Genomic DNA, 26,001 nt, shown 5'->3' with positions numbered 1-26,001 from the left:
ATTTGATCGGGAATTGGAATCGTTCCAGAAAACAGGGCTTTCCGAACGAAAAAGGGCGGCCCGTGGGACCGCCCTTCGGATGGAGATCAATGCGTGTGCGGTCAGAGCAGCCCGGGCAGGAACAGGACCAGCGCCGGGAAGGCGATCACGATGGCGACCACGAGGATGTCCGACAGCAGGAAGGGGATGACCCCTTTGAACACCTGGACGACGGACACGTATTTACTCGCCACGTTCTTGATCACGAACACGTTCAAGCCGACGGGCGGCGTGATCATCCCGATCTCGAGCAGTTTCACCACCAGCACGCCGAACCAGACCAGGTCGATGTGCTGCGCCTCGAGCACCGGCAGGAACACCGGCAGCGTGACCAGCATCGCGCCGAAGGGCTCCATGAACGTGCCGAGCGCCAGGTAGATCAGCACGATGATGAACATCAGGCCGACATAGCCGATATCGGCCCCCGCGACGGCTTGCGCGATGAAGCTCTGCAGGCCGGACAGGCCGAGGAAACGGGTGAACATGGTGGCCGCGAAGCCGATGATGAGGAGCGAGCCGGTGGTGGTCACCGTCTCCATCAGCGAGCGGGAGATCGCCGCCTTGGTCAGTTTGCCCATCGCACCGGCCACGACGAAGGTGCCGAAGGCACCGATGGCCCCGGCTTCGGTCGCGGTGAAGAGGCCGCTGAAGAGACCGCCGAAGACGATCAGGATCAGGACGAGCACCGGGATGAGCGACAGGAAGACCCGCATGCCTTCGCCTTTATCCACCTCCGCGCTGCGCGGGATGATGTCGGGGCGCAGGAAGCTGATCAGCAGGACGACGAAGGTATAGGCGATCGCCGTCGCGATGCCGATGCTGATGCCGCCCAGGAAGACCTGCGTGACCGAGGTTTCCGCGATGATCCCGTAGATGATCATCAGGATCGATGGTGGAATCAGCGCACCGATGGTGCCGCCCGCCGCGATCGAGCCCGAGGCGATCGAGGGGCGGTAGCCCGCTTTCACCATCTCCGGGATCGCGATACGGCCCATTGCCGCCGCGGTGGCGATGGACGACCCGGACAGGGCCGCGAAACCCGAGCAGGCGAAGATCGACGAGATCGCGAGACCGCCCGGCAATCGGGCGAGGAAGACTTTCGCGGCGTCGAAGAGCCCGGCCGTCAGCCCGGTGTGGAAGGCCACGAAGCCCATGAGCAGGAACATGGGCACCGCGCTCATCGTCCAGCTGGCGACGAAGCTGTAGGGCGTGTTCTCGAGGATACCGAGCGCGGGCTTGAGCCCGATCATCGCCCAGATGCCCGAGAAGGACACGAGTATCAGGGCGAGCGCCACCGGCAGGCGCAGGACGAGCAGGATGCCGAGCGCGACGACGCCCCAGATACCGATTTCGACGCTCATTGTTCGGCCTCGTCCAGTTCAGCGGCGATTTTGGGGCTCATGTACCCGATCGCGAGCAGGGCGGTGATCAGTGCTGCGAGCGTGAAGCCCACCGGCGCGAAGTAGAAGGAATGCCACACGGGCATCTTGTAGGTCGCGATCTCGACCAGGGTGCCGACGCGCGTTTCCGACAGCGCCTTGTCCCAGTTCGTCCAGGCCAGGAAGCTGTAGACCGCGGCGGCCACCACCATCACGGCGGCGTCCGAGAACCGGCGCATCCGGTCGGAGAGCGCGAAGTCGATCAGTTCGACGGAAATCATCTGGCGCCGCAGCTCGAGCCAGCCCAGCGGCAGGAAGGCGAGCGCGGTCATGTAGTAGCGGGCCACGATCTCGGGGACCGTGTTCATCGAGATGCGAAATAAGTTGCGCAAGGCCACGTCGAGCGTGATGTGCAACATCATCGCGACGACGGCGATGGCACCGATATACGCCATGATGCGGGCGATGCGCCGTGCGAGTACGATCAGCTTTCCCATTGTCCCATCCCGGAAAATCGAGGCGCCCCGGCCCGCGTGCCGCAGGCCGGGGCGTTCGGTTTGAAGGGTCGATTACATGCCGTAGGAGGCGAAATCGACGTCGGCCCAGATCTCGTCCCAGGCGCGGGCGGCCAGGGCTTCGGGATCGGTGCCGACCTCGGCCACGATGCCGTCCCACTTCTCGATCAGGGCGGCGAAGTCGGCGGCCAGCGGGTTGGCCTCGACGCGCGACTGGACGTCCTGCTCGGCGAAGGCGTTCGACGCGGCCAGGAAGTCGTCGCTGGGCTGGTTGTCGGCGATGCCGGCTTCGGCCACGGCGGCGTCCGCTTCCGACGGCATCTGGTAGGCCCAGCGGTCGGTCAGCTGCGGGTCGGCGCGGTTGGCGGCCTTCGCGAACTGCTCACGCTCCTCGACCGACATGTCCGCCCAGGTGTCGGCGGCGACGGTGAAGTTCGAGGTCACGTGGTAGGTGCCCAGCGGCACGCGCAGCACGTTGGTGGCCACGTCGACCAGGCGATAGGACAGCATGTCCGCGATCGAGGCCATCGTGCCATCGATCGTGCCCTGGCTCATCGCTTCGAAGGTCTGGCCCACCGGCAGGTTCACCGGGGTGGCGCCGAAGTTCTCGGCCCAACGCGAATACGGCGCGCCGCCCGAACGCAGGCGCAGGCCCTGCAGGTCGTCGATGGTTTCCACCGGTTCGGTGGTGATCAGGACGTAGACGTCCGAGGAGCCGGAGCCCAGGAAGACGCCGCCGAAGTCCTTGTACTCCTGCTGGCAGGGTTCGCAGTTCACGACCCACTCGGTCATGGCCCAGCCCATCGCGTGCGGGCTGCGGCCGGCGAGCGCGAGGTCACCGGCCACACCGGTCTGCGGGAAGTCGGCCGCGAAGTAGAGCGGCAGCGAGTTGCCGACGGCGGCCAGCCCGGTCTGAAGGGCGTCCTTCATCTGGGGCAGCGAGACGACCTCGGGCCCGACGATGTTGGCGGACATGTTGCCGTTCGATTCCTCGTCGAGGAACTCGGCGAACTTGCCGTACATGTAGGCCGCCGGGTGCGCCGGCGGGGCCGCCGGTGCAGCGACGAACGACTGGGCCTGCGCGGCGCCGGTCATGGTGAGCGCGGCCGCGAGGGCAGCGCCGGTGAGGTTCCAGAGTTTCATTGAGTTTCCTCCCTATGAAGCGTCCTAAAGGTTCAAGAGCCGCTTGGCGTTTTCCTTGAGGATGAGAGGACGCACCTCATCCTTGAACGGGGCTTTCTCGAAATCCGCGAGCCACCGGTCCGGCGTGATCGCCGGCCAGTCCGACCCGAAGAGCATCTTCTTCTTCAGGAGCGAGTTGGCGTATTTGACGAGGATCTCGGGAAAGTATTTCGGCGACCATCCGGAGAGGTCGATGTAGACGTTGGGCTTGTGCTGGGCCACCGCGAGCGCCTCTTCCTGCCAGGGGAAGGACGGGTGGGCCATGATGATCCTGAGGTCGGGGAAGTCGACCGCGACATCGTCGATGCACATCGGGTGCGAATACTTCAGGCGCATCCCCATGCCGCCGTGCATGCCGGAACCGACGCCGGTCTGGCCGGTGTGGAACAGCGTGATCGCGCCTTCTTCCTCGAGCACCTCGTAGAACGGGTAGGCCATGCGGTCGTTCGGCCAGAAGGCCTGGATCGTCGGGTGGAACTTGAAGCCCCGCACGCCGAAATCGCGGATCAGGCGGCGCGCCTCGCGGGCGGCCATCTTGCCCTTCCACGGGTCGATCGAGGCGAAGGGGATCAGGATGTCATCGTTCTCGGCGCAGATCTCGGCAACTTCTTCGTTCGAGTAACGGTAGAAGCCGGTGTTGGATTCGCTGTCCACCGGGAAGATCACCGCGCCGATCTTGCGCTCGCGGAAGTACTGGGCGGTCTGGCGGGGCGAGGGCAGCATGCCCTCGGCGCCGGCGGGGTTGCCGAAGTACTTGGCCATACCCTGCTGGAATTCGTAGTAGCCGTCGTCCCGCTCGCCGTGGGAGCAGGGCTCTTCGGCGTGGGTGTGGATGTCGATCGCGATGAGATCGTCGATGTTCATGGGCATGCGTTCAGTCCTGTGAATTTCCTGAGCAGGGAGATGAGCTGTTCCGCTTCCTCGGGGCTCAGGGCTTCTTTTTCGTCGAAGTTGTGGTTCAGAAATGCGTCCTTCTTGGAGTCCACGAATTTCTGACCTTCGGGTGTGAGGCTCAGGCGCACCGCGCGCCGGTCGTCGGCCGGCGTGGCGCGCGAGACGAGCCCCCGCTCCACCAACCGCCCCGTGAGCTTGGTCATGTGGGCGGGCTTGATGTGAAGCGTGTTCGCGACCGTGCCCTGGCGCAGGCCTGGGTTCAGGCCGATGACCCAGAGCACGGTGAATTCGCCGGGCTTGAGCCCGTATTCGCCGAGATGTTCGAAGAAATTCTCGAACAGTTTCACCTGCGCGATGCGGATCAGGAAGCCGAGCCCGTTGGTGAGCTCGCCCAGCTTGATGGGGGCGTCTTCCGTCGTCTGCAGCGCGTCGTCGGGCATCATCCCTCCGTCGGCCGGGCGACCTTGCCCGCCTTCTTGTTGAGGAAGGCGTTGAGCCGTTCCTCGGCTTCGGGGCTGGTCGCCGTGAAGGAGGCGATGAAGCTTTCCACGAAGAGGCCGTCGTCGGACGACATGTCCTGGATGCGCGGCAGGGCGTTGATCACGGCGTAGTTCGAGATCTCGGCGTTGGTGGCGGCGCGGCCGGCCAGCTCGACCGCCTTGTCCAGCGCCGCACCTTCGTCGACCACGTATTGCACGATGTTCCAGCGCTCGGCGGTGTCCGCGTCGACGGAGCGGCCTGTGAGCATCATGTCGGTCATGCGGGCCAGCCCCATCAGCCGGGCCGAGCGCACCGAGGCGCCGCCGCCCACGAAGATGCCGCGCTGCCCTTCGGGCAGGGCGAAGAAGGCGGATTGATCGGCAACGCGCACATGGACCGCCGAGGCGAGTTCGAGCCCCCCGCCGACCACGGCGCCATGCAGGGCCGCGAACCATGGCAGCTTGCCCTTCTGGATCCAGCCGAACACTTCGTGCCAGCGGCGCGAGCCGTGCACACCCTCGAAGGGGGTCTTCTTCACGTGTTCGGCAAGGTCCAGCCCGGCGCAGAAATGCGATCCGTGCCCGTGGATGACGGCGGCTTTCGCCTCGTCCTCGGCCTTGCGCACGAGCATGGCCAGTTCTTCCACGAATGCGTCGGAGATCGCGTTGCGCTTCTCCGGACGATTCAGTCCGAGAAGGGCGACATCCCCCCTCAACTCATAGGTGAGATACTTCAGGTCCAACGATATCCTCCCACGCGACTTCATGAGTCGCCTTGATTTCACTATCCACTCATTTAGTTTCCGCGTAAACTAATTTCTGAGCGGCGTCGAGGAGCGCGCCGAGGGAGGACATCATGTCAGACGCGAAATTGCGCCCGGTGAAGCTTTGGCACGCCGAGGTCGCCCATGAGAAAAAGCCCGACGGCACGATGTACGTCTGGCAGAAGGAGCCGCTGGGGCCCCATTCCGAAAAGACCTCGGAGTGGCTCGAGCGCTGGGCGCGCGAATCACCGGACCGCACCTGGATCACGGAACGCGGCGTCGGCGAGGACGAATGGCGCGGCGTGACCTATGGCGAGGCGCGCGAGATCGTGCGGTCGATCGGGCAGGGGCTGCTCGACCTCGACCTGTCCGAGGAACGGCCGCTTGTCATCCTGTCGGGCAACTCGGTCGCGCATGCGCTGATGGTCGTGGCCGCGCATTACGTGGGCATCCCCTCCGCCGCGATCGCGCCGGCCTATGCGCTGGTGTCGGAAGGGTTCGAGAAGCTCAAGGGCGTGCGCGACCAGATCACGCCCGGCGCCGTCTTCTGCGAGGACACCGGACCGTTCAAGAAAGCCATCGACACCGTTTTCCCCGACCTGCCGCGTCTTGGTGTGAATGGGGATGACCTGGCGATCGCTTGGGACGACCTGAAGGCCACGCCGGTGACCGACGCAGTCGACAAGGCGAACGACGCGATCACGCCGGACACGGTGGCCAAGTTCCTGTTCACCTCCGGCACGACCGGCAGCCCCAAGGCGGTGATCCAGACGCAGCGGATGCTCTGCGTGAACATCGAACAGGTGACGGATTGCTATGCCTATCTCCGGGACGAGCCGCCGATGGTGCTGGACTGGGCGCCGTGGAACCATGTCGCCGCCGGCAACCTGATCTTCAACGTGGTGCTGTCCAACGGCGGGACGTTCCACATCGACGCGGGTCGTCCGACCAAGGACATGATTCACGAGACGATCCGTAACCTGCGCGACGTGCGGACCAACTGGTACTGGAACGTGCCGGCGGGCTTCGAGATGATCCTGCACGAAATCGCGAAGGATCCCGACTTCGCCCGCACGTTCTTCTCCGAGATGAAGCTGATGTATTACGCGGGCGCGGCGATGGCCCAGCACACCTGGGACGATCTCAAGGCTGCCGCCATCAAGGCGACCGGCGAGGAAATCCTGCTGGGCACCGGGCTTGGCGCGACCGAGACGGCGCCGTTCGCGCTCTACCAGACCGAGCCGCAGGACAGCCCCGGCAACATCGGTATCCCGGCCAAGGACCTGGTGCTGAAGCTGGTGCCGAACGAGGGCAAGATGGAGGCCCGCGTGAAGGGGCCGAACGTCACCCCGGGCTACTGGCGCAACGAGAAGCTGTCGGCCGAGGCCTTCGACGAGGAAGGCTTCTACAAGCTGGGCGACGCATTGCGCTTCGCGGACCCGGACGATCCGGCCAAGGGCTTCTTCTTCGACGGGCGCGTGGCCGAGAACTTCAAGCTCCAGACCGGGACCTGGGTCTCCGTCGGGGCCGTGCGGGCCAAGCTCACCGATGCGCTGGGCGGGCTGGCGCGCGACGTGGTGCTGACCGGCGACGGGCAGGAAAAACTGGGCGCGCTGCTGGTGCCGTTCCGGCCGGCCATCGAGGAAATCGTCCCCGGCGGCAAGGAAATGGACGAAGCCACGCTGTTCACCCACCCGACGCTGCGCGAGGCGATTGCCGAACGGCTTGCCGCCTACAATGCCAAGGCGACGGGGTCGTCGATGCGCGTGCCGATCGCGATGGTGCTGATCGAACCGCTCGATCTCGACAAGGGCGAGGTCACGGACAAGGGGTCGGTGAACCAGCGCGCGGTGCTGCGTGAACGGGCCGGGCTGGTCGACCATCTCTACGAGGAAGGCGGGGACGTGATCCGCGCCTGACACGCAGGGCTTCCATTGTGGGCCACGGATTGTATACATAGGCGTGTATACACCGGAGGGCCACATGACCGAAGAACGGGGCAGCACCCACGCGAAACGGGCCGCATACGAGCTGCGACAGCGCATCGTGAAGGGCGAACTGCCTGGCGGTACGCGGCTTTACGAGGTCGCGCTGGCCGATGAAATGGCGATCTCGCGCACCCCGGTGCGCGAGGCGATGAGCCGCCTGGCCGAAGAGGGCCTGCTCGAGCGCGCGCGCGGCGGCGGCTTCGTGGTGCGGTCGTTCACCTATGCCGACATGGTCGACGCGATCGAGCTGCGCGGCGTGCTCGAGGGCACCGCGCTGCGGCTGTCGGCCGAGGCGGGCGTGAGCCCCGAGGCACTGGCGGAGCTGTCCGCGCTGGTGGATCGGCTCGACCAGATCATGGTGTTCGGAAACGACCCGGACCTGGAGCGCTACAGCGAGCTAAACGCAATTTTTCATGACGCTTTGTCGGAATTGTGCCCCTCCGAAATCATCCGGCGGGAGCTTGAGCGGGTGAAGTCCCTGCCGTTCGCGTCCCCCTCCGCCTTCGTGTTCCGCAAGCGCGATCCGGACGCGGTGGCACGGTCGCTCGTCACCGCGCAGGAACAGCATCGTGCGATTGTCGATGCGCTGGCCGCGCGGCAGGGGTCGCGGGTCGAGGCGCTGGCGCGCGAACACGCCGGGATCGCCCGGCTGAACCTTGAAGCCAAGGCGAAATCCGAGATCGACACACTCCCCGCGATGGCGCTGATCGTGGAATAACTCCGCGCCTCGCATACATTTTCCGGCGCAGATGGACGAAATCGAGAATTTTCCCTTGCAAAACCGGATTGATCAGATGCAGATGTATACATCTTTGGATTCGGGAGGACCCCATGGTCAAGACGCTTGAAGATATCATGCAGGAGTCGAACATCGTCGACGTTCTGCGCAATTCCAAAATCGGTATGTACGTGTACCCGGTCGTTGCGCCGGAATTCACCAACTGGCGTTCGGAGCAGAACGCCTGGCGCAACTCGGTCGTCGTTTACGACCAGTCGCACCACATGGACGAAGTGACGGTCGAAGGCCCGGACGCCGAGGCGTTCCTGTCCTACGTCGGCATCAACTCCTTCGCCAACTTCGGCACCGACGTCGCCAAGCACTTCGTGCCCGTGACCCCGGAAGGCCACGTGATCGGCGACCACATCATCTTCCGCCTGGAAGAGAACAAGTTCGTCACCGTGGGCCGCGCCCCGACCTCGAACTGGATCATGTTCCAGGCTGCCATCGGCAAGTGGAACGTCAAGGTCAGCCACGACCCGCGCTCGGACTCGCGTCCGGACGGCAAGGCGATCTACCGCACCCACTACCGCTTCCAGATCCAGGGCCCCGACGCCGACAAGATCTTCGAAAAGATCAACGGCGGTCCGGTTCCCGAGGTGAAGTTCTTCCGCGTGGCCGACATCAACATCGGCACCCGCAAGGTGAAGGCGCTGCGTCACGGCATGGCCGGTGCGCCCGGTCTCGAGATCTGGGGCCCCTACGCCGACAAGCACTACATCCAGACCACGATCCAGCAGGCCGCCCGTGACGTGGGCGTCGAGATGCACTTCGTGGGCTCGCGCGCCTATTCGACCAACACGCTCGAATCCGGCTGGATCCCGTCCCCGCTGCCCGGCATCTACACCGGCGGTGGCATGATGAAGGAATACCGCGAGTTCCTGACGGAGAACTCCTACGAAGCGGCCGGTTCCATCGGCGGGTCGTACGTCTCCGAGAACATCGAAGACTACTACGTGAACCCGTTCGAACTGGGCTACGGCTTCTACATCGGCTGGAAGAAAGACGACTTCATCGGCAAGGACGCCCTGGCCAAGCTCAAGGACGCGCCGTCGAACCGCAAGAAGGTCACCTTCGAGTGGAACGCTGACGACGTGATGAAGGTCATCTCGTCCTCGTTCAAGCCGGGCGAGAAGAACTACAAGTGGATCGACTTCCCGCAGCCGAACTACGCCTCGTCGTCGGCCGACATGGTCATGCACGGCGACAAGATGGTCGGCATGTCGATGTTCAACGGCTACTCGTTCAACGAACGCTGCATGCTGTCGCTCGGCGTGGTCGACTCGTCGGTCGAAGTGGGCGACGTGCTCGAGCTGGTCTGGGGTGAGCCGAACGGTGGTTCGGGCAAGACCTCGACCGAGCCGCACGAGCAGACGACGATCCGCGTCCGCGTGTCGCCGACCCCCTACTCGACGGAAGCGCGCACCAGCTACGCCGACAGCTGGCGCACCAAGGGCAACTGATAATCGCCCAGAGAACGGATGCGGCGCCCGATTTCCGGGCGCCGCATTCCCGCCATCGGAAGACCGGTTGTGCGGACAATCCGATTGGCATGCCAATAGCCACAGCTTATGGCTCCAATCGTGAATGTGATTTGTCCGGACCGTAGTTATTCCTAGGTTGCACAGCCATGTGCCCCTAAGGTGGCCAAAGATCAGACTCAACGGGAGGAAACCGAGAAATGATCACCAATCTTCTTCGCAACGCCGCCGCTGCGGCCGCGGTCACCGTCGCCGCCGCTGCGCCGGGTATGTCCGAAACCGTCAAGTTCGCGCACTGGGTTCCGCCCGCGCACACGCTGACGAAATCGACCATCGAGCCGCTGCAGGCCGCCGTCGAGGGTTCGGGTCTCGAGATCGAGGTCTACCCCGGTGGTGAGCTGGGCGCCGGCCCGCTCGAGCAGTACGTGCGCGTCGTTCAGGGCGTGGCCGACATCGTGTGGGGCCTCCAGGGCTACACATCGTCGCAGTTCCCGCTGACCATGGTCTCGGAACTGCCGGGCGCCAAGCCCGACGACATGACCGGCTACGACATGATCTGGAGCGCCTACGACGAGGGCCTGCTCGACGGTGAATTCCCGGGCACCAAGCCGCTCGCCCTGTGGCTGTCCGAGCCGAACGTGTTCATCATGAAGGACGTGGACGTGCGCACGCCCGCCGATCTCGAGGGTCTGAAGATCCGCGTGTCGGGCTCCGCCGCTGCATCCGCCGTGGAATCGCTGGGCGCGACGCCGGTGCAGATGCCGGCCGGCGAGATCTACAACTCGCTTCAGACCGGCCTGATCGACGGCGTCATCACCGGCGCCTCGGCCATCGGTGACTTCAAGCTCGACGAAGTCGCGAACTCCTACACGCTGAACGCGCCGCTGGGCCACATCTCGTTCTACGTCGTGATGAACCAGGCCAAGTACGACAGCCTGCCGGACGACCAGAAAGCCGCGATCGACTCGATCGCCGGTCGCGAGCTGTCCAAGTCGGCCGAAGAGGGCTGGTATGCCCGCGCCAACTCGGTGATCGAGGAAATCAGCGCAATGGACGACAACACCGTCTACACCCTCACCGACGAAGAGCGCGCCGCGTTCGAGGAACTGACCTACCCGATCCGCGACAACGTCGTGGCCGAAGTGGGCGGCGAGGAAGTGCTCGCCACGATGCGGGGCGAGTAAGACGTGTTCGCACGCATAAAAAACTGGGCAGACTGGCTTATCAGCCTGTCTGCCCTCATCGGCACCATCGGCCTCGTGGCCGAGGTTGCCGTGATCCTGATCGACGTGATCGGGCGGTTCTTCGGCAGCCCCCTGAGCGGGGCGCAGGACCTGGCGCAGATGGGCATGGTCCTGATCGTGTTCGGCGGCATGGCCCTGTGCGACAAGATCGGCGGGCACGTGAACGTCGACCTGTTCGAAGGCACCATGCCGCGCTGGATGATCTGGGCGGGTGACTTCGTGTCCGCGCTGATCGGCGCCGCGATCTTCATCGGGATCGCCTGGACGACGTGGCAATCCATCTACCTGATGCGGTTCCAGATGGGCATCGTCCAGACCACCAACATCATCGATCTTCAATTCGACTGGTTCAAAGCGGCCATCGTGGTCATGTCGGCCATCACCGCGTTCGCAATGATCCTGCGCGCGATCGGGCTGATCCTGACCGGCGACAACGGGCAAGAAAGCAGGGGCCACGCATGAGCGTTGAACTGATCGGCCTTCTGGGCCTCATCGCGCTGTTCATTCTTCTCGGACTGCGCATTCCGGTGGCGTTCGCCATGTTCGCCGTGGGGTTCACCGGGGTTTCGATCCTGAACTCGCCGCAGGCGGCGCTGAGCCAGTTGGCCTCGGACAGCTTCTCGCTCGCCGCGAAGATCGAACTGGTCGTCGTGCCGCTGTTCATCCTGATGGGCAACGTGGCGACCGAAACCGGCATGAGCCGGAAACTCTATGACGCGGCCTATGCCTGGATCGGGTCGATCCGGGGCGGGCTCGCCTCGGCCACCGTCGTCGCCTGTGGCGGTTTCGCGGCGCTGTCGGGCTCTTCCGTCGCGTCCGCGCTGACCATCGGCCGGGTGTCGCTGTCGGAGATGAAGCGCTTCGACTACGACGATCGCCTGTCCACCGGCGTCGTCGCGGCCGGCGGCACGCTGGGCATCCTCATTCCGCCCTCCACGGGCTTCGTGATCTACGCGCTGCTCACGCAGGAAAGCATCGGCCGCCTGTTCCTGGCCGGCGTCCTGCCGGGCCTGCTGCTGCTGTCCATGTTCATCCTGACGATCATGGTCATCACCTGGATCAAGCCGAGCATGGGCCCCAAGGGTCCGCAGACCACCTTCTCCGAGAAGATGCGCTCCACCACCGGGGCCGCGCCGATCCTGCTCGTGATCGTGCTGACCATCGGCGGCATCTACACCGGCATCTTCTCTCCGGTCGAGGCATCGGCCGTGGGCGCCGGGCTGGTGATCCTGTTCGGTATCCTCATGGGCAAGCTGAACTTCAAGAAATTCTGGAAGGCCGCGCAGGACAGCGTCGTGACCACCGCGACCGTCATGCTGATCCTGATCTCGGCCTACATGATCAAGACGTTCCTGGCGCTGAGCCACATCCCGGCCTGGCTGGGCACCTACCTGGAATCGCTGGCGATCCCGGTCCTGGGCGTCCTGGCGATCATGCTGGCGATCTACCTGATCCTGGGCTGCTTCCTGGAAGGGTTCGCGATGATGGTGCTGTCCATGCCGATCTTCTTCCCGGTGGTGCAGCAGCTGGGCATCGACCCGATCTGGTTCGGCGTGCTCGTCGTGCTGACGCTCGAGATGGGCCTGATTTCGCCGCCGGTGGGGCTCAACGTCTTCATCGTGAAATCGGTGGCACCCGACGTGTCGCTGGGCAAGATGTTCCGCGGTGTCGCGCCGTTCTGGTTCGCGATGCTGGCGACGCTGGCCCTGCTTGTCGCGTTCCCGCAGATCGCGCTCATCCTGCCGGATACGATGATCAACTGATGACGGCCATCCTGATTCCCGGCCTGCTCTGCGACCGGTTCTGCTGGGAACCGGTCCTGGAGCGGATGAACGCGTCCGTCGCCGACCTGTCGTCGCAGGACACGATCGAGGACATGGCAGCCGATTGCCTGGCCATCGCCGAGGGGCCGCTCGAGGTCGCCGGTCATTCGATGGGCGCGCGCGTGGCGATGGAGATGGCGCGGATCGCGCCCGGACGCGTCCGTCGGCTCGCCCTGCTCGACACGGGGTTCCACCCCCTCAAGCCCGGCGAGACCGAGAAGCGCGCCGAGATCGTGCAATATGCCTACGAGCACGGGATGCAGGCGCTGGCCGACCGGTGGCTGCCCCCGATGGTCCACGAGCCGAACCAGACGCCCGAGCTGATGGAGAAGCTCAACGCGATGGTCCTGCGCAGCAACGAGGACCGGCACGCGCGCCAGATCCACGCGCTGGTGAACCGGCCGGATGCGGCGAGCTATCTCGACCGGATCGCCTGTCCGACGCTGGTGATGGTCGGGCGCCAGGACCGGTGGAGCCCGGTGTCGCAGCACGAAGAGATGATGGAACTCCTGCCCAATGCGCGGCTGGAGGTCATCGAGAACGCCGGCCATTTCGCCCCGGTCGAACAACCCGACGCGGTCGCCGATATCCTGGTGCCGTTCCTCGAGGAGTGATCCCATGTTCTTTCTTATGGAAAACATCCACCACGCCGACCAGGACGACGCCCGTGACCGGCTGCGCCCGACGCACCGCGACTGGGTCACCTCCGGGGGCGAGGGCCTGTGTTCGGTCCTGATCGGTTCGGCCACCTGGGACATGGAGGGCAACGCCGTCGGCCATTGGGGCGTGCTGGAAGCCGAGAACGAGGAGAAGGCCCGCGCCTTCGCCGAGGGCGACCCATTCTACACCGAGGGCGTGGTCGCCGACCTGCGGCTCATCCGCCTGGCCGACGGGTTCCAGGCGCATCGGATCGCCGACCGGATGAGCCCGCCGCTGGGCTGACTGGACCCCGGCCCCGGCTGAGGTTATGTGCAGGCGCAGACACCCCAGGAGGCCACCATGAGCTTTGACCGCACCATCAAGATCGCCCCGTCGATCCTCTCCGCCGATTTCGCCAACTTCGGGCAGGAGATCCAGGCCATCGAGGCGCAGGGCGCCGACTGGGTCCACGTGGACGTGATGGACGGTCATTTCGTGCCGAACCTCACGTTCGGCCCGCCGGCGGTGAAGGCGTTCCGCCCCCACGTGAAGACGGTGATGGACGTGCACCTCATGATCACGCCGGTCGACCCCTACATCGACGCCTATGCCGAGGCCGGGGCGGACATCCTGACCGCGCATGTCGAGGCGGGCCCGCACACGCACCGCACGCTTCAGGCGATCCGGGCCGCCGGGATGAAGGCGGGTGTGGCGCTGAACCCGGGCACACCGGCCGAGGCGGTCGAGCACCTGCTGGACCTCGCGGACCTCGTCTGCGTCATGACCGTGAACCCGGGCTTCGGCGGCCAGAAGTTCATCGACCTGACCGACAAGGTGCGCCGCCTGCGTGCGATGATCGGGGACCGCCCGGTGCATATCGAGATCGACGGCGGCGTCGACGCGACCACCGCGCCCAAGGTCGCCGCGGCCGGGGCCGACGTTCTGGTGGCCGGGTCGGCGGTGTTCAAGGGCGGTTCGGTCAGCGCGCCGGACGTCTACGGCAAGAACATCTCGACGATCCGCACCGCGGCGCAGGTCGCGGTCGGCCAGGCGGCCTGAGCCGTTATTTCCGGGTCCGGCGGACCTTTTTCCGGGTCTTGGCGTTCTTGCGCGCGGCCTGTCCGGGTTTGCGACGCCCGGGCTTGCCGGAACGGCCGCGCGGGGAGCTCTTGATGGGCTCCCCCTCCACTTCCAGCAGGTCGAACATCAGGCCCCCGGTGACCGGTACGGCCTCGGCCAGACGAACGAGCACGTTCTGCCCCACCGACAGCGTCGTGCCGGAGCGTTCCCCGCGTAGCGTCTGTTCCCGCTCGTCGTAACGGAAATATTCCGCCCCGATGCTGGCGACCGGGACCAGCCCGTCGGCGCCCGTCTCGTCCAGTCGCACGAAGATGCCGAAGCGCTGCACCCCGGCGATGCGCCCGGTCAGCTCGCTGCCCACCCGGTCCGACAGGAACGCGGCGAGGTAGCGGTCGGTCGTGTCGCGCTCGGCTTCCATCGAGCGGCGTTCGGTCTGCGAGATGTGGGTCGCCGTCGCCTCGAGCTGGTCGATGTCCTCCCGGCTCAGTCCGTCGTCGCCCCATTGGTGGCCCGAGATCAGGGCGCGGTGCACGATCAGGTCCGAGTAGCGCCGGATCGGCGACGTGAAATGCGCGTAGTGCTTCAGCGCGAGCCCGAAGTGCCCAAAATTCTGCGGGAAGTAATAGGCCTGGGTCATCGAGCGCAGGGTGGACATGTTGATGAGCTCGTCGAACTCGCTCCCCTCCGCCTGGCTCAGAAGCTGGTTGAGGTGGCGGGTCTTGAGCACCTGGCCCTTGGCGAGCGTGAAGCCGGACGCCTGCGCCACCTCGCGCAGCGCCTCGAGTTTCTCCGGCGAAGGTTCCTCGTGCACGCGGTAGAGCAGCGGGCGGCCCAGCCGGTCGAGCTCTTCGGCGGCGGCCACGTTGGCCAACACCATCATTTCTTCGATCAGGCGGTGGGCGTCGAAGCGCTCCGCGATGCGCACGCTTTCCACTTCGCCCGCGTCCGACAGCACGATCTTGCGTTCCGGCAGGTCGAGGTCGAGCGGCTGGCGCGCCTCCCGCGCGCGGCGCAGGGCGTAGTAGGCGTCGTAGAGCGGGGTGATCACCTCGTCCATCCAGGGCGCGACACGGTCGTTCGGATTGCCGTCCTGGGCCGCCTGCACCTCGCCGTAGCTCAGCGAGGCGCGCGACTTGATCATGCCGCGGATGAAGGAATGGCTGCGTTTCTCACCGTCCGCACCGATCACCATGCGTGCAGCGATCACCGCGCGCGGCACGCCTTCGTGGAGAGAGCAGAGATCGCCAGACAGGCGGTCGGGCAGCATCGGCACGACGCGGTCCGGGAAATAGCTTGAATTGCCCCGCTTGCGCGCTTCGCGGTCGAGCGCGGAGCCCGGGGTGACGTAGTGGGCGACGTCCGCGATGGCGACCCAGATGACGTGCCCGTCGGGGTTGGCCGGGTTCTCGTCCGGGTGGGCATAGACCGCGTCGTCATGGTCGCGCGCGTCCGACGGGTCGATGGTGATCATCGGCAGGTGGCGCAGGTCTTCGCGCCCCTTGAGCCCGGCGGGCTTCATCCGGTCGGCTTCCGCGATGACCTCGTCCGGGAATTCGTCCGGGATGCCGTGCTGGTGGATCGCGATCAGGGAGACGGCGCGCGGCGCGGTCGGGTCGCCAAGCCGCGCGACGATCTTGGCCTTGGGCAGGCCCATGCGGCCCTTGGGCCCCGATTGGCTCGCCTCGACCAGTTCGCCGTCCTGCGCGCCGTCGGTGGCGCCCGCCGGCACCTCCCATTCCTTGTCGGCGCCCTTGTCGATCGGCACGATGCGCCCGCCCTCGTGGCCCTTGCGGAAGATACCGAGGATGCGCCGCGCGTTCTGCCCGATGCGCCGGATCAGCCGCGCTTCGTAGGCGTGATCGTCCGCCTCGACCTCGGTCATCCGGCACAGCAGGCGATCGCCCGCCTTGAGCGCCGGGTCGCCCTGCTTGGCGACGAAGAGCACGCCGGGGGCGGGGCCGGTGCCCTGCCACTCCAGCGGGTTGAGGAAGATGTCGCCGTCGACCGTGATCTCGGACACTTCGAGCACCGACACGGGCGGGAGCTTGTCCGGGTCCCGGTAGGTCTTCTTGCGCTTCTCGAGGTGCCCGTCCTCTTCCAGCTCCTTGAGCACGCGCTTGAGATCGATCCGGTCGGCCCCCTTGATCCCGAAGGCGCGGGCGATGTCGCGTTTCGAGGTCTGGGTCGGGTTCTCGGAAATCCAGTCGAGGATTTCGTCCTTGGAGGGAATACGTGCCATGTGACCCGCGTATCACGCGGCACCGGGCGCGTCAGTCGGAAAGTCGTGCGAGGTCGGCGGCGGTGTCGACGTCATCGAGCACGGGGAGGAGGACCGGGGCGGGGAGCGTGGCGAGCGTATCGGCCAGCGCGTGTTCCGTGGACCAGCGGGTGCCGTGGAACAGGTCACGGGGCACCGGTCGGCGGGTGTCGAGCCCCACGGCCCAGTAACCGCCGTCGCGTGCGGGACCGATGACGGCCCCATGGCGGGCAATCTGCCGGAAAGCGTCGCGGACATGGGCGCGGGTGATGCCGGGGATGTCGGCCCCGATCACGAGCACCGGTCCGCGCGGTGCGGCCTTGAGGGCGCGCGCCATGCGGTGGCCCAGGTCGCCGGTGCCCTGGGGCATGCGCGGTGCAGCGGGCAGAAGGCCGGAGTGCAGCGCCCGGTCCGGCGCGACGGCGAGGCACGTGGTCCAGTGCGGGGCGCTGAGGTCTTGCACGAGTCGGGCCAGCCGGCGCCGCATCCAGAGCGCGGCGGGCAGGGGGCCGATGTCGGCGGCGAGGCGTGTCTTGACCCGGCCCGGGCGCGGCTCCTTCACCATTATGACGAGGGTCGCCGCGGGTCTGCGCCGGTCGCGATTTTCACTTTTCCGGAAAACCGGTTTTCCGGAAAACTGGTTTTCACGGGAAAGCGGCATCGCGGGGAAGATTCCTTGGATTCAGGAGATTATCGAAAGCGCGACACGCGGCCGCTTACCCTTCCTTAACCACGATAGGCGCCCAGGTAGCCGTCGATGATCCGCCGGTAGACGGCCTTGAGTTGCCCGATCTGGGCGGTCTCGACCCGTTCGTCCACCTGGTGCATCGTCTTGCCGACCAGCCCGTATTCCACGACCGGGCAGTGGTCCTTGACGAACCGCGCATCCGACGTGCCGCCCGAGGTCGACATTTCCGGCCGGATGCCCGTCTCGGCCTCCACGGCCTCGGCCACCAGCGCGGACAGATCGCCCGGCGGGGTCACGAAGCTGTCGCCTGAGACCTTCACCGACAGGTCGATCTCGATCCCCGTCTCGCCGCCCACGCGCGCTGCCTCTTCCTCGAGCCAGGCGATCAGCCCGTCCGGGCTGTGGGCGTCGTTGAAACGGATGTTGACCGTCGCGCGCGCCTCGGCCGGGATCACGTTGGTCGCCGGGTTGCCCACGTCGATCGTCGTCACGGCGAGCGTGGAGGGGTCGAAATGGGCCGTGCCCTCGTCCAGCACGTGATCGTTCAGCCGCGCCATCAGGCGGGCCAGCGCCGGGACCGGGTTGCGCGCCCGGTGGGGATAGGCGGCGTGCCCCTGCACACCGCGCGCGGTGAAGAACGCGTTGAGCGACCCGCGCCGGCCAATCTTCATCATCTCGCCGGGATGGTTGGGGCAGGTGGGTTCGCCCACGATGCAGGCATCCATCGCCTCCCCGTTCTGGGCCATCCAGTCGAGAAGCGCGCGCGTGCCGTCCTCGGCCGGCCCTTCCTCGTCCCCGGTGATGGCGAGGATCAGCGCGGTGTCGGGGGGCAGGTCGGCGGCCGCGTCGATCGCGGCGGCGACCCAGGCGGCGACGCCGGATTTCATGTCGGTCGCGCCCCGGCCCCACAGGAACCCGTCCTTCTCCTCGGCCCCGAAGGGCTGCACGGTCCAGGCGCCGGTGTCGCCCACCGGCACCACGTCGGTGTGCCCGTTGAAGCCCAGCGTGCGCGCCGCGCCCTTCGGCCCGATCCGGGCGAAGAGGTTGGCCACCTCGCCCCGGTCCACGCGCGTGCAGGTGAAGCCCGCCTGTTCCAGCAGGTCCGCGAGGTAGACGAGCGCGCCGCCTTCCTCTGGTGTCACCGAGGGGCATTCGATCAGCCGCCGCGTGATCTCGACCGGGTCCGTATGTGCCATGGGATGCCTTCTTTGCCGTTTCGGCAGAGATACACGCGCGCCGGACGGCCCGCAACGCGGCCGGGCGCGCGAAGACCTGCCGGTGCGGTGCGGCCTTGTGGACAGTCCCCGGGGCCGGTGACAGGGTAAACCCCACTGGTTGACGGGAGACTTGCCATGCGCCGCACGTCAATGGGCCTCGCCCTCGCCGCTGTCCTGCCGCTCGCGGGCTGCTTCGACGCCGACGTGACGGCGGATTTCACGGACACGTCCGCCGTGCGGTTGGACGCGGTCATGACGATGGATCCCGAGGTCTACGACCTGACCCAGGGCATGGGCGAGGATCCCTGCGAGGACGGCGAGGGAAGCGTGAACTCCGACGGCAGCTTCACCTGCACGATGGGTGACACGCGCACGCTCGACGACCTTCTGGCCGCGATGGATGATCCGGAGAACGATCTCGGCATCGGGGAAGGCGTGGAGATCCGCGAGCTGGACAACGGCAACATCTCCGTGTCCTTCGACCTCTCCGAAATGACCGAGGACCTGCCGCCCGAGGAAGAGCGCCAACAGGTCGCCGCCATGTTCGGCGAGGCGCTGGCGGGGCACGCGATGACGCTGACCGTGATTGGGGACGAGATCGTGTCGACCAATGGCGAGATTCTCGGGGACGGCACCGCCGCGCGGCTTGTCATACCGCTCACCGTGATGTTCGACCCGGTGCTCGCCGCCGAGCTTCCGCAGAGCTTCGACACGGAACTCGTTCCGGGAGGCTGAGGGCCTTAGTCGAAGAAGAGCCAGCCCGTCTCGGCGATGTAGACCGCCAGCCCCAGAGCCAGAAGCACGATGACCGAGGCGGCGTAGGATCCGAGGATGGAGGTCCTGCGATCTTCCGTGTCCCAATTGCGCGGGCGGATGCCCTTGAGGCGGAACACCACGAGCGCGGCCAGGTTGATCGCGGCGACGTTGATGACCACGGTCGCGAAGGCGCGGGTCGCCTCGACGTAGGATCCGTCCCCGATCAGAAGACCCATCGCCGCCAGCGGGGGCAGGAGCGCGGCCGCCACCATCACCCCGACGAGCGCCGAGGTCTGGCCACCCGCCACCATCAGCGCAGCGGCGGCCCCCGAGGCCAGTGGCAGCGCCACGGTCATCAGCGACAGCGACCCGTCGTAGGCCATGATCGAGCTTTCACCGTTGAACGGCACGACGAACCCGAGCGCCACCGCCGCCAGAACGCCGACGCCCAGCCCGGCCCCCAACGCGCGCAGGGCGACCAGCATCAGGGGCACGGTGCCCAGCGTGGTGGCGAAGGAAAAGGCGAGGATCGGGCCCAGGAGGGGCGCGATCACCATCGCGCCGATCACCACCGCGATCTCGTCCTGCAACAGCCCGATGGCCGCCACCACGGTCGCGAGTCCGATCTTGATCAGGTAATCGACGGTCAGCGCCGTTCCGCGCCGGATGTCGGCATAGATCTCTTCGCGCGAATTGGCGTTCTCGGCCTGCGCGATGCGTTCCTTCTCTTCCTCGTCGGTGACTTCCGGCAGGCTCGCCTCGGTCGGCAGCGCGTGCAGGGTCCACCCTTCGCGCCCGTCCATCGCCTCGGCGATGCGGTCGAGCACCTCCTGCATGTCGACGTGGTCGAGGGCGGCGATGATGACCTGCCGGTCGCCTTCGCCGGCGGGGAAGCAGTACCAGTTCTCGTCCTTGAGATCCTCGAGGCAGTCCGTGATCGTGGGCACGTCTTCCTTGCGCGCCACGATCTGGATCAGCCGGTCGCTCATTCGGCGTCTTCGTAGAAGGGGGTCATCTGGGCGACGATCACCGCGTTCTCTGCCAGGGCGCGCTCCATGAGCGCGCGTTCCTCGTCCGGGATGTCGTGGCCCTCGTCCAGCCGCTCGTCCAGCGTGCCGTAGCCCGACACGTCCAGCGGCGCCAATTCGGCCTGTTTCAGGATCGCGACGGTTTCGCGCACCGCCTCGGCCTCGTCCACGCCCGAGGCGTAGCAGACCAGCGCGGCGCCGGTGGCCGTCTCCGGCAGCCCGTCGCCGTCCTTGCGGCCGACTTCCACCAGCAGGGTGAAGACCTGTTGCCGCTTGGGTTTCTTCTCGGCCATGACATGCGCTCCTGTTTGCCGCAAAGGGGTGCGGCGCGGGCGCGGCAAAGTCAAGCGCGGGCAAAGACCTCGACGGCCACGGCGAGGCCGTAGAACGTGATCATCAGGGCGCTTTCGATGCCGATCCGCGCGGGCCCCTGTTTCTGGCGCAGGATGAGCCCGCCCAGCAGGATGGCGGTCATCAGCATGCCGGTGGCGAGCCAGTAGAGGTCCTGCATCCCGACCGCGTGGAACAGCGACCCGTCGCGGTAGGCCACGTCGGAAAAGACGAGGAACAGCGTGTCGAAGGTGTTGCCGCCGATGATGCCGCCCACGGCAAGTTGCAGGGCACCCCGGCGCACGGCGACGAGCGTGGTCACGAGCTCGGGCAGGGAGGTGACGACGGCGGTGATGAGCGAACCGACCAGTGACGAGGTCAGACCGTAACGGTCGATGAATTGCGACCCGACGTTCGAGATGACCCAACCGGCCGCACCCATCAGCGCCACGAGGCCCGCGAAGACAAGGATCGGCCCGCGCGGGGAACGATCGGATTCGTCCGCGTCCTCGGGCTCGTCATGCCGGGTTTCGTTGGTCTCGACGGGCTCCCACATCGGCCGCTCGCGCACGCTGGTCGAGAGGCGCACGCCCCAGAGATAGGCAAGGAACAGCACGACCGACGCCGGGTGGATGCCGAAATAGGCGACATCCGGCCCCGCCATGGCCGCGATGGGCATGCTGAGCAGGATCAGGAGCATCACCGCCTGGAACATGTTCGCGGGCTCCGCCGCCGCGTGTTCGAGGTTCGCCTTTCGGTAGATCAGGTCGGCCAGGGCCAGGAACAGGGTCTGGGCGGCGATCCCTCCGACCGCGTTCGAGAAGGCGAAGCTCGCGTCACCCGACCACGCGCCCGTCACGGACACCACCACGCCCGACAGCGAGGTGGCCCCGCCAAGGACGACGCCGCCGGCCATCGCCTCGCCCATGTGGGTGCGGTCGGCGATGGTATCGGCCAGCTTGGTCGCGCGTATCGAGGCCGCGATCACGACAAGACCGGCGACGGCGAAGACCGCGAAAAGCGGGATGGTGGCGAGAGACTCGAACATCTCGGGGTCAACCCCGCGGGGAGGCTTCTGTTCCCCGGGTGGACCGCCGCGCCATCCCTTGCGAAGGACTCCGCGCGGGCCTAGGCTTTCTGCGATGCGGCAGCGCGGGGACGCCATGCTCGAGGAATTCGCCGAGGGGATCTGGCTGGCCAACGGGCCGGCCGTGGTCGCCGCGATGGGCTTTCGCTACCCGACCCGCATGGCGGTGATCCGGCTGCCTGATGGCGGGCTGTGGATCTGGTCGCCCGTTGCGCTCGACCATCAGCTCAAGTGGAAGATCGACAACCTCGGCCCGGTGCGTTTTCTCGTTGCGCCCAACCACCTGCATCACGTCTTCCTGTCCGACTGGGTCGAGGCCTATCCCGAGGCGCAGGTCGCCGCCGCGCCGGGGTTGGCAGAGAAGCGGGACGACCTGAGCGTCGACATCACGCTGGGCCGGACGCCGGACCCGGCCTGGGCCGACGTGATTCAGCAGGTGCGGGTGGACGGCAATCGCATCACCACCGAGGTGGTGTTCTTCCACCAACCGTCGCGCACGGTGCTGGTCGCCGACCTGTTGCAACAACTGCCCGTCGGGTGGTTTCGCGGCTGGCGGGCGCTGGTCGCGCGGATGGATGGCATGGTCGGGCTGGAGCCCGCCGTGCCGCGCAAGTTCCGCGTGGCGTTCCAGGACAAGGAGGCCGCGCGCACCGCGGTGCGCCGCATTCTCGCCTGGCGCGCCCGGGCGGTGGTCGTGGCGCATGGGGCGCCGGTCACGACCGACGGCAACGCGCTTCTCCGGCGCGCCTTCGCCTGGCTCGACGACTAGATCCCGGCGATCAGAACGCCGAGGTAGGCGGCGTAAGCGAGCAGGAAGAGCCCGCCTTCGCGCCGCGACACGCGCCAGCCGGTCACCGCGAAAATCAGCATCGCGGCGGTGGCGGCGAGCATGACCCAGATGTCGAGCTGGATGATCTCGGGCGGGATGGCGAGCGGATGCACCATCGCGGTGACGCCGAGGATGCCCAGGATGTTGAAGATGTTGGAGCCGACCACGTTGCCGAAGGCCACGTCGCCCTGGCCCTTTCGCACGGCGATCACGGCGGTGACGAGTTCGGGCATCGAGGTGCCGATGGCGACGATGGTGAGGCCGATGAGGGTCTCCGACAGCCCGGCCGCCTGCGCGATCCCGACAGCGCCGAAGACCAGCGCGCGGGCGGCGAGGATCGTGATGACGAGCCCGGCCAGGGTGGTGCCGAGCGCGACGGGCAGGCTCAGGGACACGGGCGGCACCGCCTCCGCTTCGGCTTCGTAGACGGCGCCGGCGGCCGTCTTGCGCCGGCGTTCGACCAGCAGCGTGCCGACGAGGTAGGCGACGAGCAGCGCGAAGAGACCCAGACCCGCGAGCCGCCCGATCGCGCCGGTGAGCACGGCGGCCAGCATGACGAGGCTTGCAACGACCAGCACCGTGCCGTCACGGCGCAGCGCTTTGGCGTCGATCAGGACCGGCTTCAGGATCGCGGCGAGGCCAAGGATCAACAGGATGTTGCCGATGTTCGAGCCGACCACGTTGCCCACGGCGATGCCGGGCGACCCGGCGAGCGCGGCCTGGAGCGAGGTGACGAGTTCGGGGGCGGATGTGCCGAAGCCCACGAGCGTGAGGCCGATCACCATCGGCGACAGCCCCGCGCGTTCGGCGACCGAAACCGCGCCACGCACGAGCATTTCGCCGCCAAGGATCAGGCCCCCAAGGCCGAGGATCACGAAAAGGATGTCCGTCATGAAAAAATCCCACCAACACGGGTCTCGTGCTGGTGGGAGATGGCCATGACATTGGCCGATTCAAGCCCCGTTGCCGGGGATTTCGCGCCGGATCAGTCGCGCAGGAGCTCGTTGATCCCGGTCTTGGAACGGGTCTTCGCGTCCACGCGCTTCACGATCACGGCGCAGTAGAGGTTCACCCCGCCACTCGACGGCATGGAGCCCGAGACGACGACCGAGTAGGGCGGCACTTCGCCCATGAAGACCTCGCCGGTTTCGCGGTCGACGATCTTGGTGGACTGGCCGATATAGACGCCCATGCCAAGCACCGAGCCCTCGCGCACGATGACGCCCTCTACCACTTCCGAGCGTGCGCCGATGAAGCAGTTGTCCTCGATGATCGTGGGGCCGGCCTGCATCGGTTCCAGCACGCCGCCGATCCCGACGCCGCCCGACAGGTGCACGCCCTTGCCGATCTGGGCGCAGGAGCCGACGGTGGCCCAGGTGTCGACCATCGTGCCCTCGTCGACGTATGCACCAAGGTTCACGAAGGACGGCATGAGCACGACGCCGGGGGCGATGTAGGCGGACTTGCGCACGACGCAGTTGGGCACGGCGCGGAAGCCGGCCTCGCGCCAGGCGTTCTCACCCCAGCCGGCGAACTTGCTGTCCACCTTGTCCCACCAGCCGCCGCCCTGCGGGCCGCCCGGATGGATTTCCATGTCCTTGATGCGGAAGCCCAGCAGTACCGCCTTCTTGGCCCACTGGTTGACGGTCCAGTTGCCGTCCTCGCCGCGTTCGGCCACGCGGAGCTGGCCGCTGTCGAGCGCGTTCAGCGTGTCCTCGATCGCTTCGCGGGTTTCCCCCCCGGTGGACGGGTTGATCGTGTCGCGCGCCTCCCAGGCGGCTTCGATGGCGGTTTCCAATGCGGCGTTCGACATGGTGTCTCCCAGAAATCCCGTGTTACGTCTTCGATCGCGACGGCTATAAAGGCGCAACGCGCCCCGCGCAACGTGGCAGAGAGGACGAGCATGACAGAACAGAGCCGCGCCCATCCGTTCCGGGACAGTTCCGAGGACCGGCAGGCGAGCCATCACATCCCGGACACGCCGCAGACGCGCAGCCCGACCTACGCGCTGGCCTTCGACGACCCGGACTTCCTGCAACGCGAAGAGCTTCGACCGGTGCGTCTTCAGCTTGAACTGCTGAAGCCCGAGATGGCGATGAACGAGGCGGGCATCAAATCGACGGTCGTCATGTTCGGAGGCGCGCGCATTCCCGCGCCCTACGAAAAGAACAGCGCGCGGACCGAAACGCTGCGCGACCTGTCGCGCTACTACGACGAGGCGCGGGAATTCGCGCGGCTCCTGACGGTCGAGGGCCTGAAGACGCCCGAGCTCGAAAAGGTCGTGGTCACCGGCGGTGGTCCCGGCGTGATGGAGGCGGGCAGCCGCGGGGCCGCGGATGCCGGGGGCAAGTGCATCGGGCTCAACATCGTGCTCCCGCACGAGCAGGCACCGAACGAATTCGTGACGCCCGAGCTGTGCTTCAACTTCCACTACTTCGCGATCCGCAAGATGCACTTCCTGATGCGGGCCGAGGCGATCGCCGTGTTCCCCGGCGGGTTCGGCACGCTCGACGAGCTGTTCGAGAGCCTGACGCTGATCCAGACGGGCCGGATGAAGCAGATCCCGATCCTGCTGTTCGGGCGCGAATTCTGGGACCGGATCATCAATTGGGCCGCGCTCGAGGATGCCGGGACGATCTCGCCCGACGACCTGAAGCTGTTTCGCTATGTCGACACCGCCGCCGAGGCGATCGAGGCGATGGAGAACTGGGAAGAGAAGGGCCAGAAGCGCCGTGTCATCCCCGGACGCTGAGCTGATCCGATTCTGGGAAAAGCGCGGGGCGGTCGATCCGCTCGTCCGGTGGGTGCCGCTCACCGGGGGCAACACGAACCTGTTGTGGCAGGTGGGCGAGCGCGTGGTGAAGCTCTATCGCCCCGGGGGCGACACGCCGCTCTTTCGCAACGATCCCGCGGCCGAGCGCATTGCGCTGCGTGCACTGGAGGGCACCGGGCTCGCCCCTGCCTTCGTGGCGGCCGGGTCCGAAAGCCTGGTCTACCGGCTGGCCGACGGGCGCGGCTGGGTTCCCGAGGACGGTGTGGCCCGCGTCGCCGAAACGCTCGTCCGCCTGCACGCGATGGAGCCGCCCGAGGGCCTGCCGGAGAATACGATGGGCAAGGACGCGCTGGCGCGCCAGACCCGCGCGCTTGGCGAAGAGGTGCCGGACGTGCCCGCCGACATGCCGCGCGCGCGGCCTGTCTTCATCCACGGGGATGCGACGGCGGCCAATGCGCTGGTCTCCGATGACGGCGTGACGTTCATCGATTGGCAATGCCCGGCGGTGGGGGATGCCTGCGATGACATCGCGGTGTTCCTGTCGCCCGCGATGCAGGTGATCTCGGGCAACCGGCCCCTGCGCGAGGCGGAGGTGGACGACTTCCTCGCGGCCTATGGTGACACGGAGGTCGCGGAGCGCTACCGGGCGCTGCGCCCGCTCTATGCCGCCCGGATGCGCGGTTACTGCCGCTGGCGCGCGGCGCGCGGGGATGACGGTTACGCGCGGGCCGCCCGGCTCGAAACCTGATCG

At 66.7% G+C, this 26,001-nt stretch carries 27 protein-coding genes; 13 read left to right on the top strand and 14 right to left on the bottom strand.

The genetic code is table 11. From position 1 onward, the window contains the following. Positions 1 to 101: 101 nt before the first annotated feature. From GQE99_RS03275 to GQE99_RS03250, 6 genes are all read right to left on the bottom strand, one after another. A complete protein-coding gene (locus GQE99_RS03275) occupies positions 102 to 1,400 on the bottom strand; it encodes a TRAP transporter large permease (protein ID WP_161350150.1) in 1,299 nt (432 codons plus the stop codon). After that, the gene (locus tag GQE99_RS03270; RefSeq protein WP_161350149.1) at positions 1,397 to 1,915 is read right to left on the bottom strand and encodes a TRAP transporter small permease; all 519 of its coding nucleotides are present in this window, start codon (positions 1,913 to 1,915) and stop codon (positions 1,397 to 1,399) included. The genes GQE99_RS03275 and GQE99_RS03270 overlap by 4 nt, the downstream gene beginning before the upstream one ends. A gap of 72 nt (positions 1,916 to 1,987) precedes the next feature. Continuing rightward, entirely contained in the window at positions 1,988 to 3,076 is a 1,089-nt protein-coding gene (dctP, locus tag GQE99_RS03265) for a TRAP transporter substrate-binding protein DctP (RefSeq protein WP_161350148.1), read from the bottom strand. A 24-nt stretch (positions 3,077 to 3,100) separates the two neighbouring features. Beyond that, complete coding sequence (locus GQE99_RS03260; RefSeq protein ID WP_161350296.1) at positions 3,101 to 3,979, bottom strand: amidohydrolase family protein; 879 nt, start codon at positions 3,977 to 3,979, stop codon at positions 3,101 to 3,103. Continuing rightward, complete coding sequence (locus GQE99_RS03255) at positions 3,976 to 4,449, bottom strand: MarR family winged helix-turn-helix transcriptional regulator (RefSeq protein ID WP_161350147.1); 474 nt, start codon at positions 4,447 to 4,449, stop codon at positions 3,976 to 3,978. Before GQE99_RS03255 ends, GQE99_RS03260 begins: the two co-directional genes overlap by 4 nt. Next, positions 4,449 to 5,231: a crotonase/enoyl-CoA hydratase family protein gene (locus tag GQE99_RS03250; RefSeq protein WP_235917092.1), complete on the bottom strand. Its 783-nt coding sequence runs from the start codon at positions 5,229 to 5,231 to the stop codon at positions 4,449 to 4,451. Before GQE99_RS03250 ends, GQE99_RS03255 begins: the two co-directional genes overlap by 1 nt. Before the next feature lie 113 nt (positions 5,232 to 5,344). Between GQE99_RS03250 and GQE99_RS03245 the strand changes: the two genes are divergently transcribed. From GQE99_RS03245 to rpe, 9 genes are all read left to right on the top strand, one after another. Continuing rightward, positions 5,345 to 7,171, top strand: coding sequence for a feruloyl-CoA synthase (locus GQE99_RS03245; protein ID WP_161350145.1), 1,827 nt, complete (start codon positions 5,345 to 5,347; stop codon positions 7,169 to 7,171). Between the two features lie 64 nt (positions 7,172 to 7,235). Continuing rightward, positions 7,236 to 7,958: a GntR family transcriptional regulator gene (locus GQE99_RS03240; RefSeq protein ID WP_161350144.1), complete on the top strand. Its 723-nt coding sequence runs from the start codon at positions 7,236 to 7,238 to the stop codon at positions 7,956 to 7,958. Between the two features lie 113 nt (positions 7,959 to 8,071). After that, positions 8,072 to 9,481: a vanillate/3-O-methylgallate O-demethylase gene (gene ligM, locus GQE99_RS03235; protein WP_161350143.1), complete on the top strand. Its 1,410-nt coding sequence runs from the start codon at positions 8,072 to 8,074 to the stop codon at positions 9,479 to 9,481. A gap of 218 nt (positions 9,482 to 9,699) precedes the next feature. After that, positions 9,700 to 10,683 (top strand): TRAP transporter substrate-binding protein, encoded by a 984-nt coding sequence (locus tag GQE99_RS03230; protein WP_161350142.1) that lies wholly within the window; start codon positions 9,700 to 9,702, stop codon positions 10,681 to 10,683. A 3-nt stretch (positions 10,684 to 10,686) separates the two neighbouring features. Continuing rightward, positions 10,687 to 11,205, top strand: a complete 519-nt coding sequence (locus GQE99_RS03225) for a TRAP transporter small permease (protein ID WP_161350141.1) — start codon at positions 10,687 to 10,689, stop codon at positions 11,203 to 11,205. Further along, positions 11,202 to 12,506, top strand: a complete 1,305-nt coding sequence (locus GQE99_RS03220) for a TRAP transporter large permease (protein WP_161350140.1) — start codon at positions 11,202 to 11,204, stop codon at positions 12,504 to 12,506. Before GQE99_RS03225 ends, GQE99_RS03220 begins: the two co-directional genes overlap by 4 nt. Continuing rightward, positions 12,506 to 13,180 carry an alpha/beta fold hydrolase gene (locus tag GQE99_RS03215; RefSeq protein ID WP_161350139.1) on the top strand — a complete coding sequence of 225 codons (675 nt, stop codon included), beginning with the start codon at positions 12,506 to 12,508 and terminating at the stop codon, positions 13,178 to 13,180. Before GQE99_RS03220 ends, GQE99_RS03215 begins: the two co-directional genes overlap by 1 nt. Positions 13,181 to 13,184: 4 nt before the next feature. Continuing rightward, a complete protein-coding gene (locus tag GQE99_RS03210; protein WP_161350138.1) occupies positions 13,185 to 13,508 on the top strand; it encodes a YciI family protein in 324 nt (107 codons plus the stop codon). 57 nt (positions 13,509 to 13,565) lie between these two features. Further along, the gene (gene rpe, locus GQE99_RS03205) at positions 13,566 to 14,264 is read left to right on the top strand and encodes a ribulose-phosphate 3-epimerase (protein WP_161350137.1); all 699 of its coding nucleotides are present in this window, start codon (positions 13,566 to 13,568) and stop codon (positions 14,262 to 14,264) included. A 4-nt stretch (positions 14,265 to 14,268) separates the two neighbouring features. Here the strand turns inward: rpe and rnr are convergent, their stop codons facing one another. The 3 genes from rnr to dapE form a co-directional block, all read right to left on the bottom strand. Further along, entirely contained in the window at positions 14,269 to 16,524 is a 2,256-nt protein-coding gene (gene rnr, locus GQE99_RS03200; protein WP_161350136.1) for a ribonuclease R, read from the bottom strand. A 31-nt stretch (positions 16,525 to 16,555) separates the two neighbouring features. Beyond that, on the bottom strand, positions 16,556 to 17,107 hold the full coding sequence (locus GQE99_RS03195; protein WP_235917091.1) for a TIGR04282 family arsenosugar biosynthesis glycosyltransferase: 552 nt from the start codon (positions 17,105 to 17,107) through the stop codon (positions 16,556 to 16,558). 161 nt (positions 17,108 to 17,268) lie between these two features. Continuing rightward, positions 17,269 to 18,426 (bottom strand): succinyl-diaminopimelate desuccinylase, encoded by a 1,158-nt coding sequence (dapE, locus tag GQE99_RS03190; protein ID WP_161350134.1) that lies wholly within the window; start codon positions 18,424 to 18,426, stop codon positions 17,269 to 17,271. A gap of 156 nt (positions 18,427 to 18,582) precedes the next feature. On the opposite strand from dapE, the gene GQE99_RS03185 reads away from it, so the two are divergent. After that, the gene (locus tag GQE99_RS03185) at positions 18,583 to 19,182 is read left to right on the top strand and encodes a hypothetical protein (RefSeq protein WP_161350133.1); all 600 of its coding nucleotides are present in this window, start codon (positions 18,583 to 18,585) and stop codon (positions 19,180 to 19,182) included. 5 nt (positions 19,183 to 19,187) lie between these two features. Here GQE99_RS03185 and GQE99_RS03180 read toward each other — a convergent pair whose 3' ends face one another. Genes GQE99_RS03180 through GQE99_RS03170 form a run of 3 tightly spaced genes read right to left on the bottom strand, consistent with a single transcriptional unit; the run spans position 19,188 to position 21,609 of the window. Further along, positions 19,188 to 20,192: a TIGR00341 family protein gene (locus GQE99_RS03180; protein ID WP_161350132.1), complete on the bottom strand. Its 1,005-nt coding sequence runs from the start codon at positions 20,190 to 20,192 to the stop codon at positions 19,188 to 19,190. Further along, on the bottom strand, positions 20,189 to 20,524 hold the full coding sequence (locus GQE99_RS03175) for a hypothetical protein (RefSeq protein ID WP_161350131.1): 336 nt from the start codon (positions 20,522 to 20,524) through the stop codon (positions 20,189 to 20,191). Before GQE99_RS03175 ends, GQE99_RS03180 begins: the two co-directional genes overlap by 4 nt. Before the next feature lie 50 nt (positions 20,525 to 20,574). Continuing rightward, a complete protein-coding gene (locus GQE99_RS03170; RefSeq protein WP_161350130.1) occupies positions 20,575 to 21,609 on the bottom strand; it encodes a sodium:calcium antiporter in 1,035 nt (344 codons plus the stop codon). A 94-nt stretch (positions 21,610 to 21,703) separates the two neighbouring features. Between GQE99_RS03170 and GQE99_RS03165 the strand changes: the two genes are divergently transcribed. Beyond that, positions 21,704 to 22,417 carry a DUF4336 domain-containing protein gene (locus GQE99_RS03165; RefSeq protein WP_235917090.1) on the top strand — a complete coding sequence of 238 codons (714 nt, stop codon included), beginning with the start codon at positions 21,704 to 21,706 and terminating at the stop codon, positions 22,415 to 22,417. Here the strand turns inward: GQE99_RS03165 and GQE99_RS03160 are convergent. Both GQE99_RS03160 and dapD read right to left on the bottom strand, forming a co-directional pair. Beyond that, on the bottom strand, positions 22,414 to 23,370 hold the full coding sequence (locus tag GQE99_RS03160) for a calcium/sodium antiporter (protein ID WP_161350129.1): 957 nt from the start codon (positions 23,368 to 23,370) through the stop codon (positions 22,414 to 22,416). The genes GQE99_RS03165 and GQE99_RS03160 overlap by 4 nt on opposite strands. Positions 23,371 to 23,462: 92 nt before the next feature. Beyond that, positions 23,463 to 24,290 (bottom strand): 2,3,4,5-tetrahydropyridine-2,6-dicarboxylate N-succinyltransferase, encoded by an 828-nt coding sequence (dapD, locus tag GQE99_RS03155; RefSeq protein ID WP_161350128.1) that lies wholly within the window; start codon positions 24,288 to 24,290, stop codon positions 23,463 to 23,465. A 90-nt stretch (positions 24,291 to 24,380) separates the two neighbouring features. Here dapD and GQE99_RS03150 point away from each other — a divergent pair, with 90 nt between their 5' ends. Beyond that, positions 24,381 to 25,229, top strand: a complete 849-nt coding sequence (locus tag GQE99_RS03150) for an LOG family protein (protein WP_161350127.1) — start codon at positions 24,381 to 24,383, stop codon at positions 25,227 to 25,229. Then, entirely contained in the window at positions 25,210 to 25,998 is a 789-nt protein-coding gene (locus GQE99_RS03145) for a phosphotransferase (RefSeq protein WP_161350126.1), read from the top strand. Before GQE99_RS03150 ends, GQE99_RS03145 begins: the two co-directional genes overlap by 20 nt. Positions 25,999 to 26,001: the final 3 nt, after the last annotated feature.

The organism is Maritimibacter harenae, from assembly GCF_009882975.1.
Taxonomy (GTDB): Bacteria; Pseudomonadota; Alphaproteobacteria; order Rhodobacterales; family Rhodobacteraceae; genus Maritimibacter; species Maritimibacter harenae.
This window is presented reverse-complemented; position numbering and strand designations above follow the sequence as displayed.

Coding starts and splice junctions, on each gene's coding strand:
- GQE99_RS03275 (WP_161350150.1), bottom strand. CDS start 1,400: ATGAGCGTCGAAATCGGTATCTGGGGCGTCGTCGCGCTCGGCATCCTG.
- GQE99_RS03270 (WP_161350149.1), bottom strand. CDS start 1,915: ATGGGAAAGCTGATCGTACTCGCACGGCGCATCGCCCGCATCATGGCG.
- dctP (WP_161350148.1), bottom strand. CDS start 3,076: ATGAAACTCTGGAACCTCACCGGCGCTGCCCTCGCGGCCGCGCTCACC.
- GQE99_RS03260 (WP_161350296.1), bottom strand. CDS start 3,979: ATGAACATCGACGATCTCATCGCGATCGACATCCACACCCACGCCGAA.
- GQE99_RS03255 (WP_161350147.1), bottom strand. CDS start 4,449: ATGCCCGACGACGCGCTGCAGACGACGGAAGACGCCCCCATCAAGCTG.
- GQE99_RS03245 (WP_161350145.1), top strand. CDS start 5,345: ATGTCAGACGCGAAATTGCGCCCGGTGAAGCTTTGGCACGCCGAGGTC.
- GQE99_RS03240 (WP_161350144.1), top strand. CDS start 7,236: ATGACCGAAGAACGGGGCAGCACCCACGCGAAACGGGCCGCATACGAG.
- ligM (WP_161350143.1), top strand. CDS start 8,072: ATGGTCAAGACGCTTGAAGATATCATGCAGGAGTCGAACATCGTCGAC.
- GQE99_RS03230 (WP_161350142.1), top strand. CDS start 9,700: ATGATCACCAATCTTCTTCGCAACGCCGCCGCTGCGGCCGCGGTCACC.
- GQE99_RS03220 (WP_161350140.1), top strand. CDS start 11,202: ATGAGCGTTGAACTGATCGGCCTTCTGGGCCTCATCGCGCTGTTCATT.
- GQE99_RS03215 (WP_161350139.1), top strand. CDS start 12,506: ATGACGGCCATCCTGATTCCCGGCCTGCTCTGCGACCGGTTCTGCTGG.
- GQE99_RS03210 (WP_161350138.1), top strand. CDS start 13,185: ATGTTCTTTCTTATGGAAAACATCCACCACGCCGACCAGGACGACGCC.
- rpe (WP_161350137.1), top strand. CDS start 13,566: ATGAGCTTTGACCGCACCATCAAGATCGCCCCGTCGATCCTCTCCGCC.
- rnr (WP_161350136.1), bottom strand. CDS start 16,524: ATGGCACGTATTCCCTCCAAGGACGAAATCCTCGACTGGATTTCCGAG.
- GQE99_RS03195 (WP_235917091.1), bottom strand. CDS start 17,107: ATGGTGAAGGAGCCGCGCCCGGGCCGGGTCAAGACACGCCTCGCCGCC.
- dapE (WP_161350134.1), bottom strand. CDS start 18,426: ATGGCACATACGGACCCGGTCGAGATCACGCGGCGGCTGATCGAATGC.
- GQE99_RS03185 (WP_161350133.1), top strand. CDS start 18,583: ATGCGCCGCACGTCAATGGGCCTCGCCCTCGCCGCTGTCCTGCCGCTC.
- GQE99_RS03180 (WP_161350132.1), bottom strand. CDS start 20,192: ATGAGCGACCGGCTGATCCAGATCGTGGCGCGCAAGGAAGACGTGCCC.
- GQE99_RS03175 (WP_161350131.1), bottom strand. CDS start 20,524: ATGGCCGAGAAGAAACCCAAGCGGCAACAGGTCTTCACCCTGCTGGTG.
- GQE99_RS03170 (WP_161350130.1), bottom strand. CDS start 21,609: ATGTTCGAGTCTCTCGCCACCATCCCGCTTTTCGCGGTCTTCGCCGTC.
- GQE99_RS03165 (WP_235917090.1), top strand. CDS start 21,704: ATGCGGCAGCGCGGGGACGCCATGCTCGAGGAATTCGCCGAGGGGATC.
- GQE99_RS03160 (WP_161350129.1), bottom strand. CDS start 23,370: ATGACGGACATCCTTTTCGTGATCCTCGGCCTTGGGGGCCTGATCCTT.
- dapD (WP_161350128.1), bottom strand. CDS start 24,290: ATGTCGAACGCCGCATTGGAAACCGCCATCGAAGCCGCCTGGGAGGCG.
- GQE99_RS03150 (WP_161350127.1), top strand. CDS start 24,381: ATGACAGAACAGAGCCGCGCCCATCCGTTCCGGGACAGTTCCGAGGAC.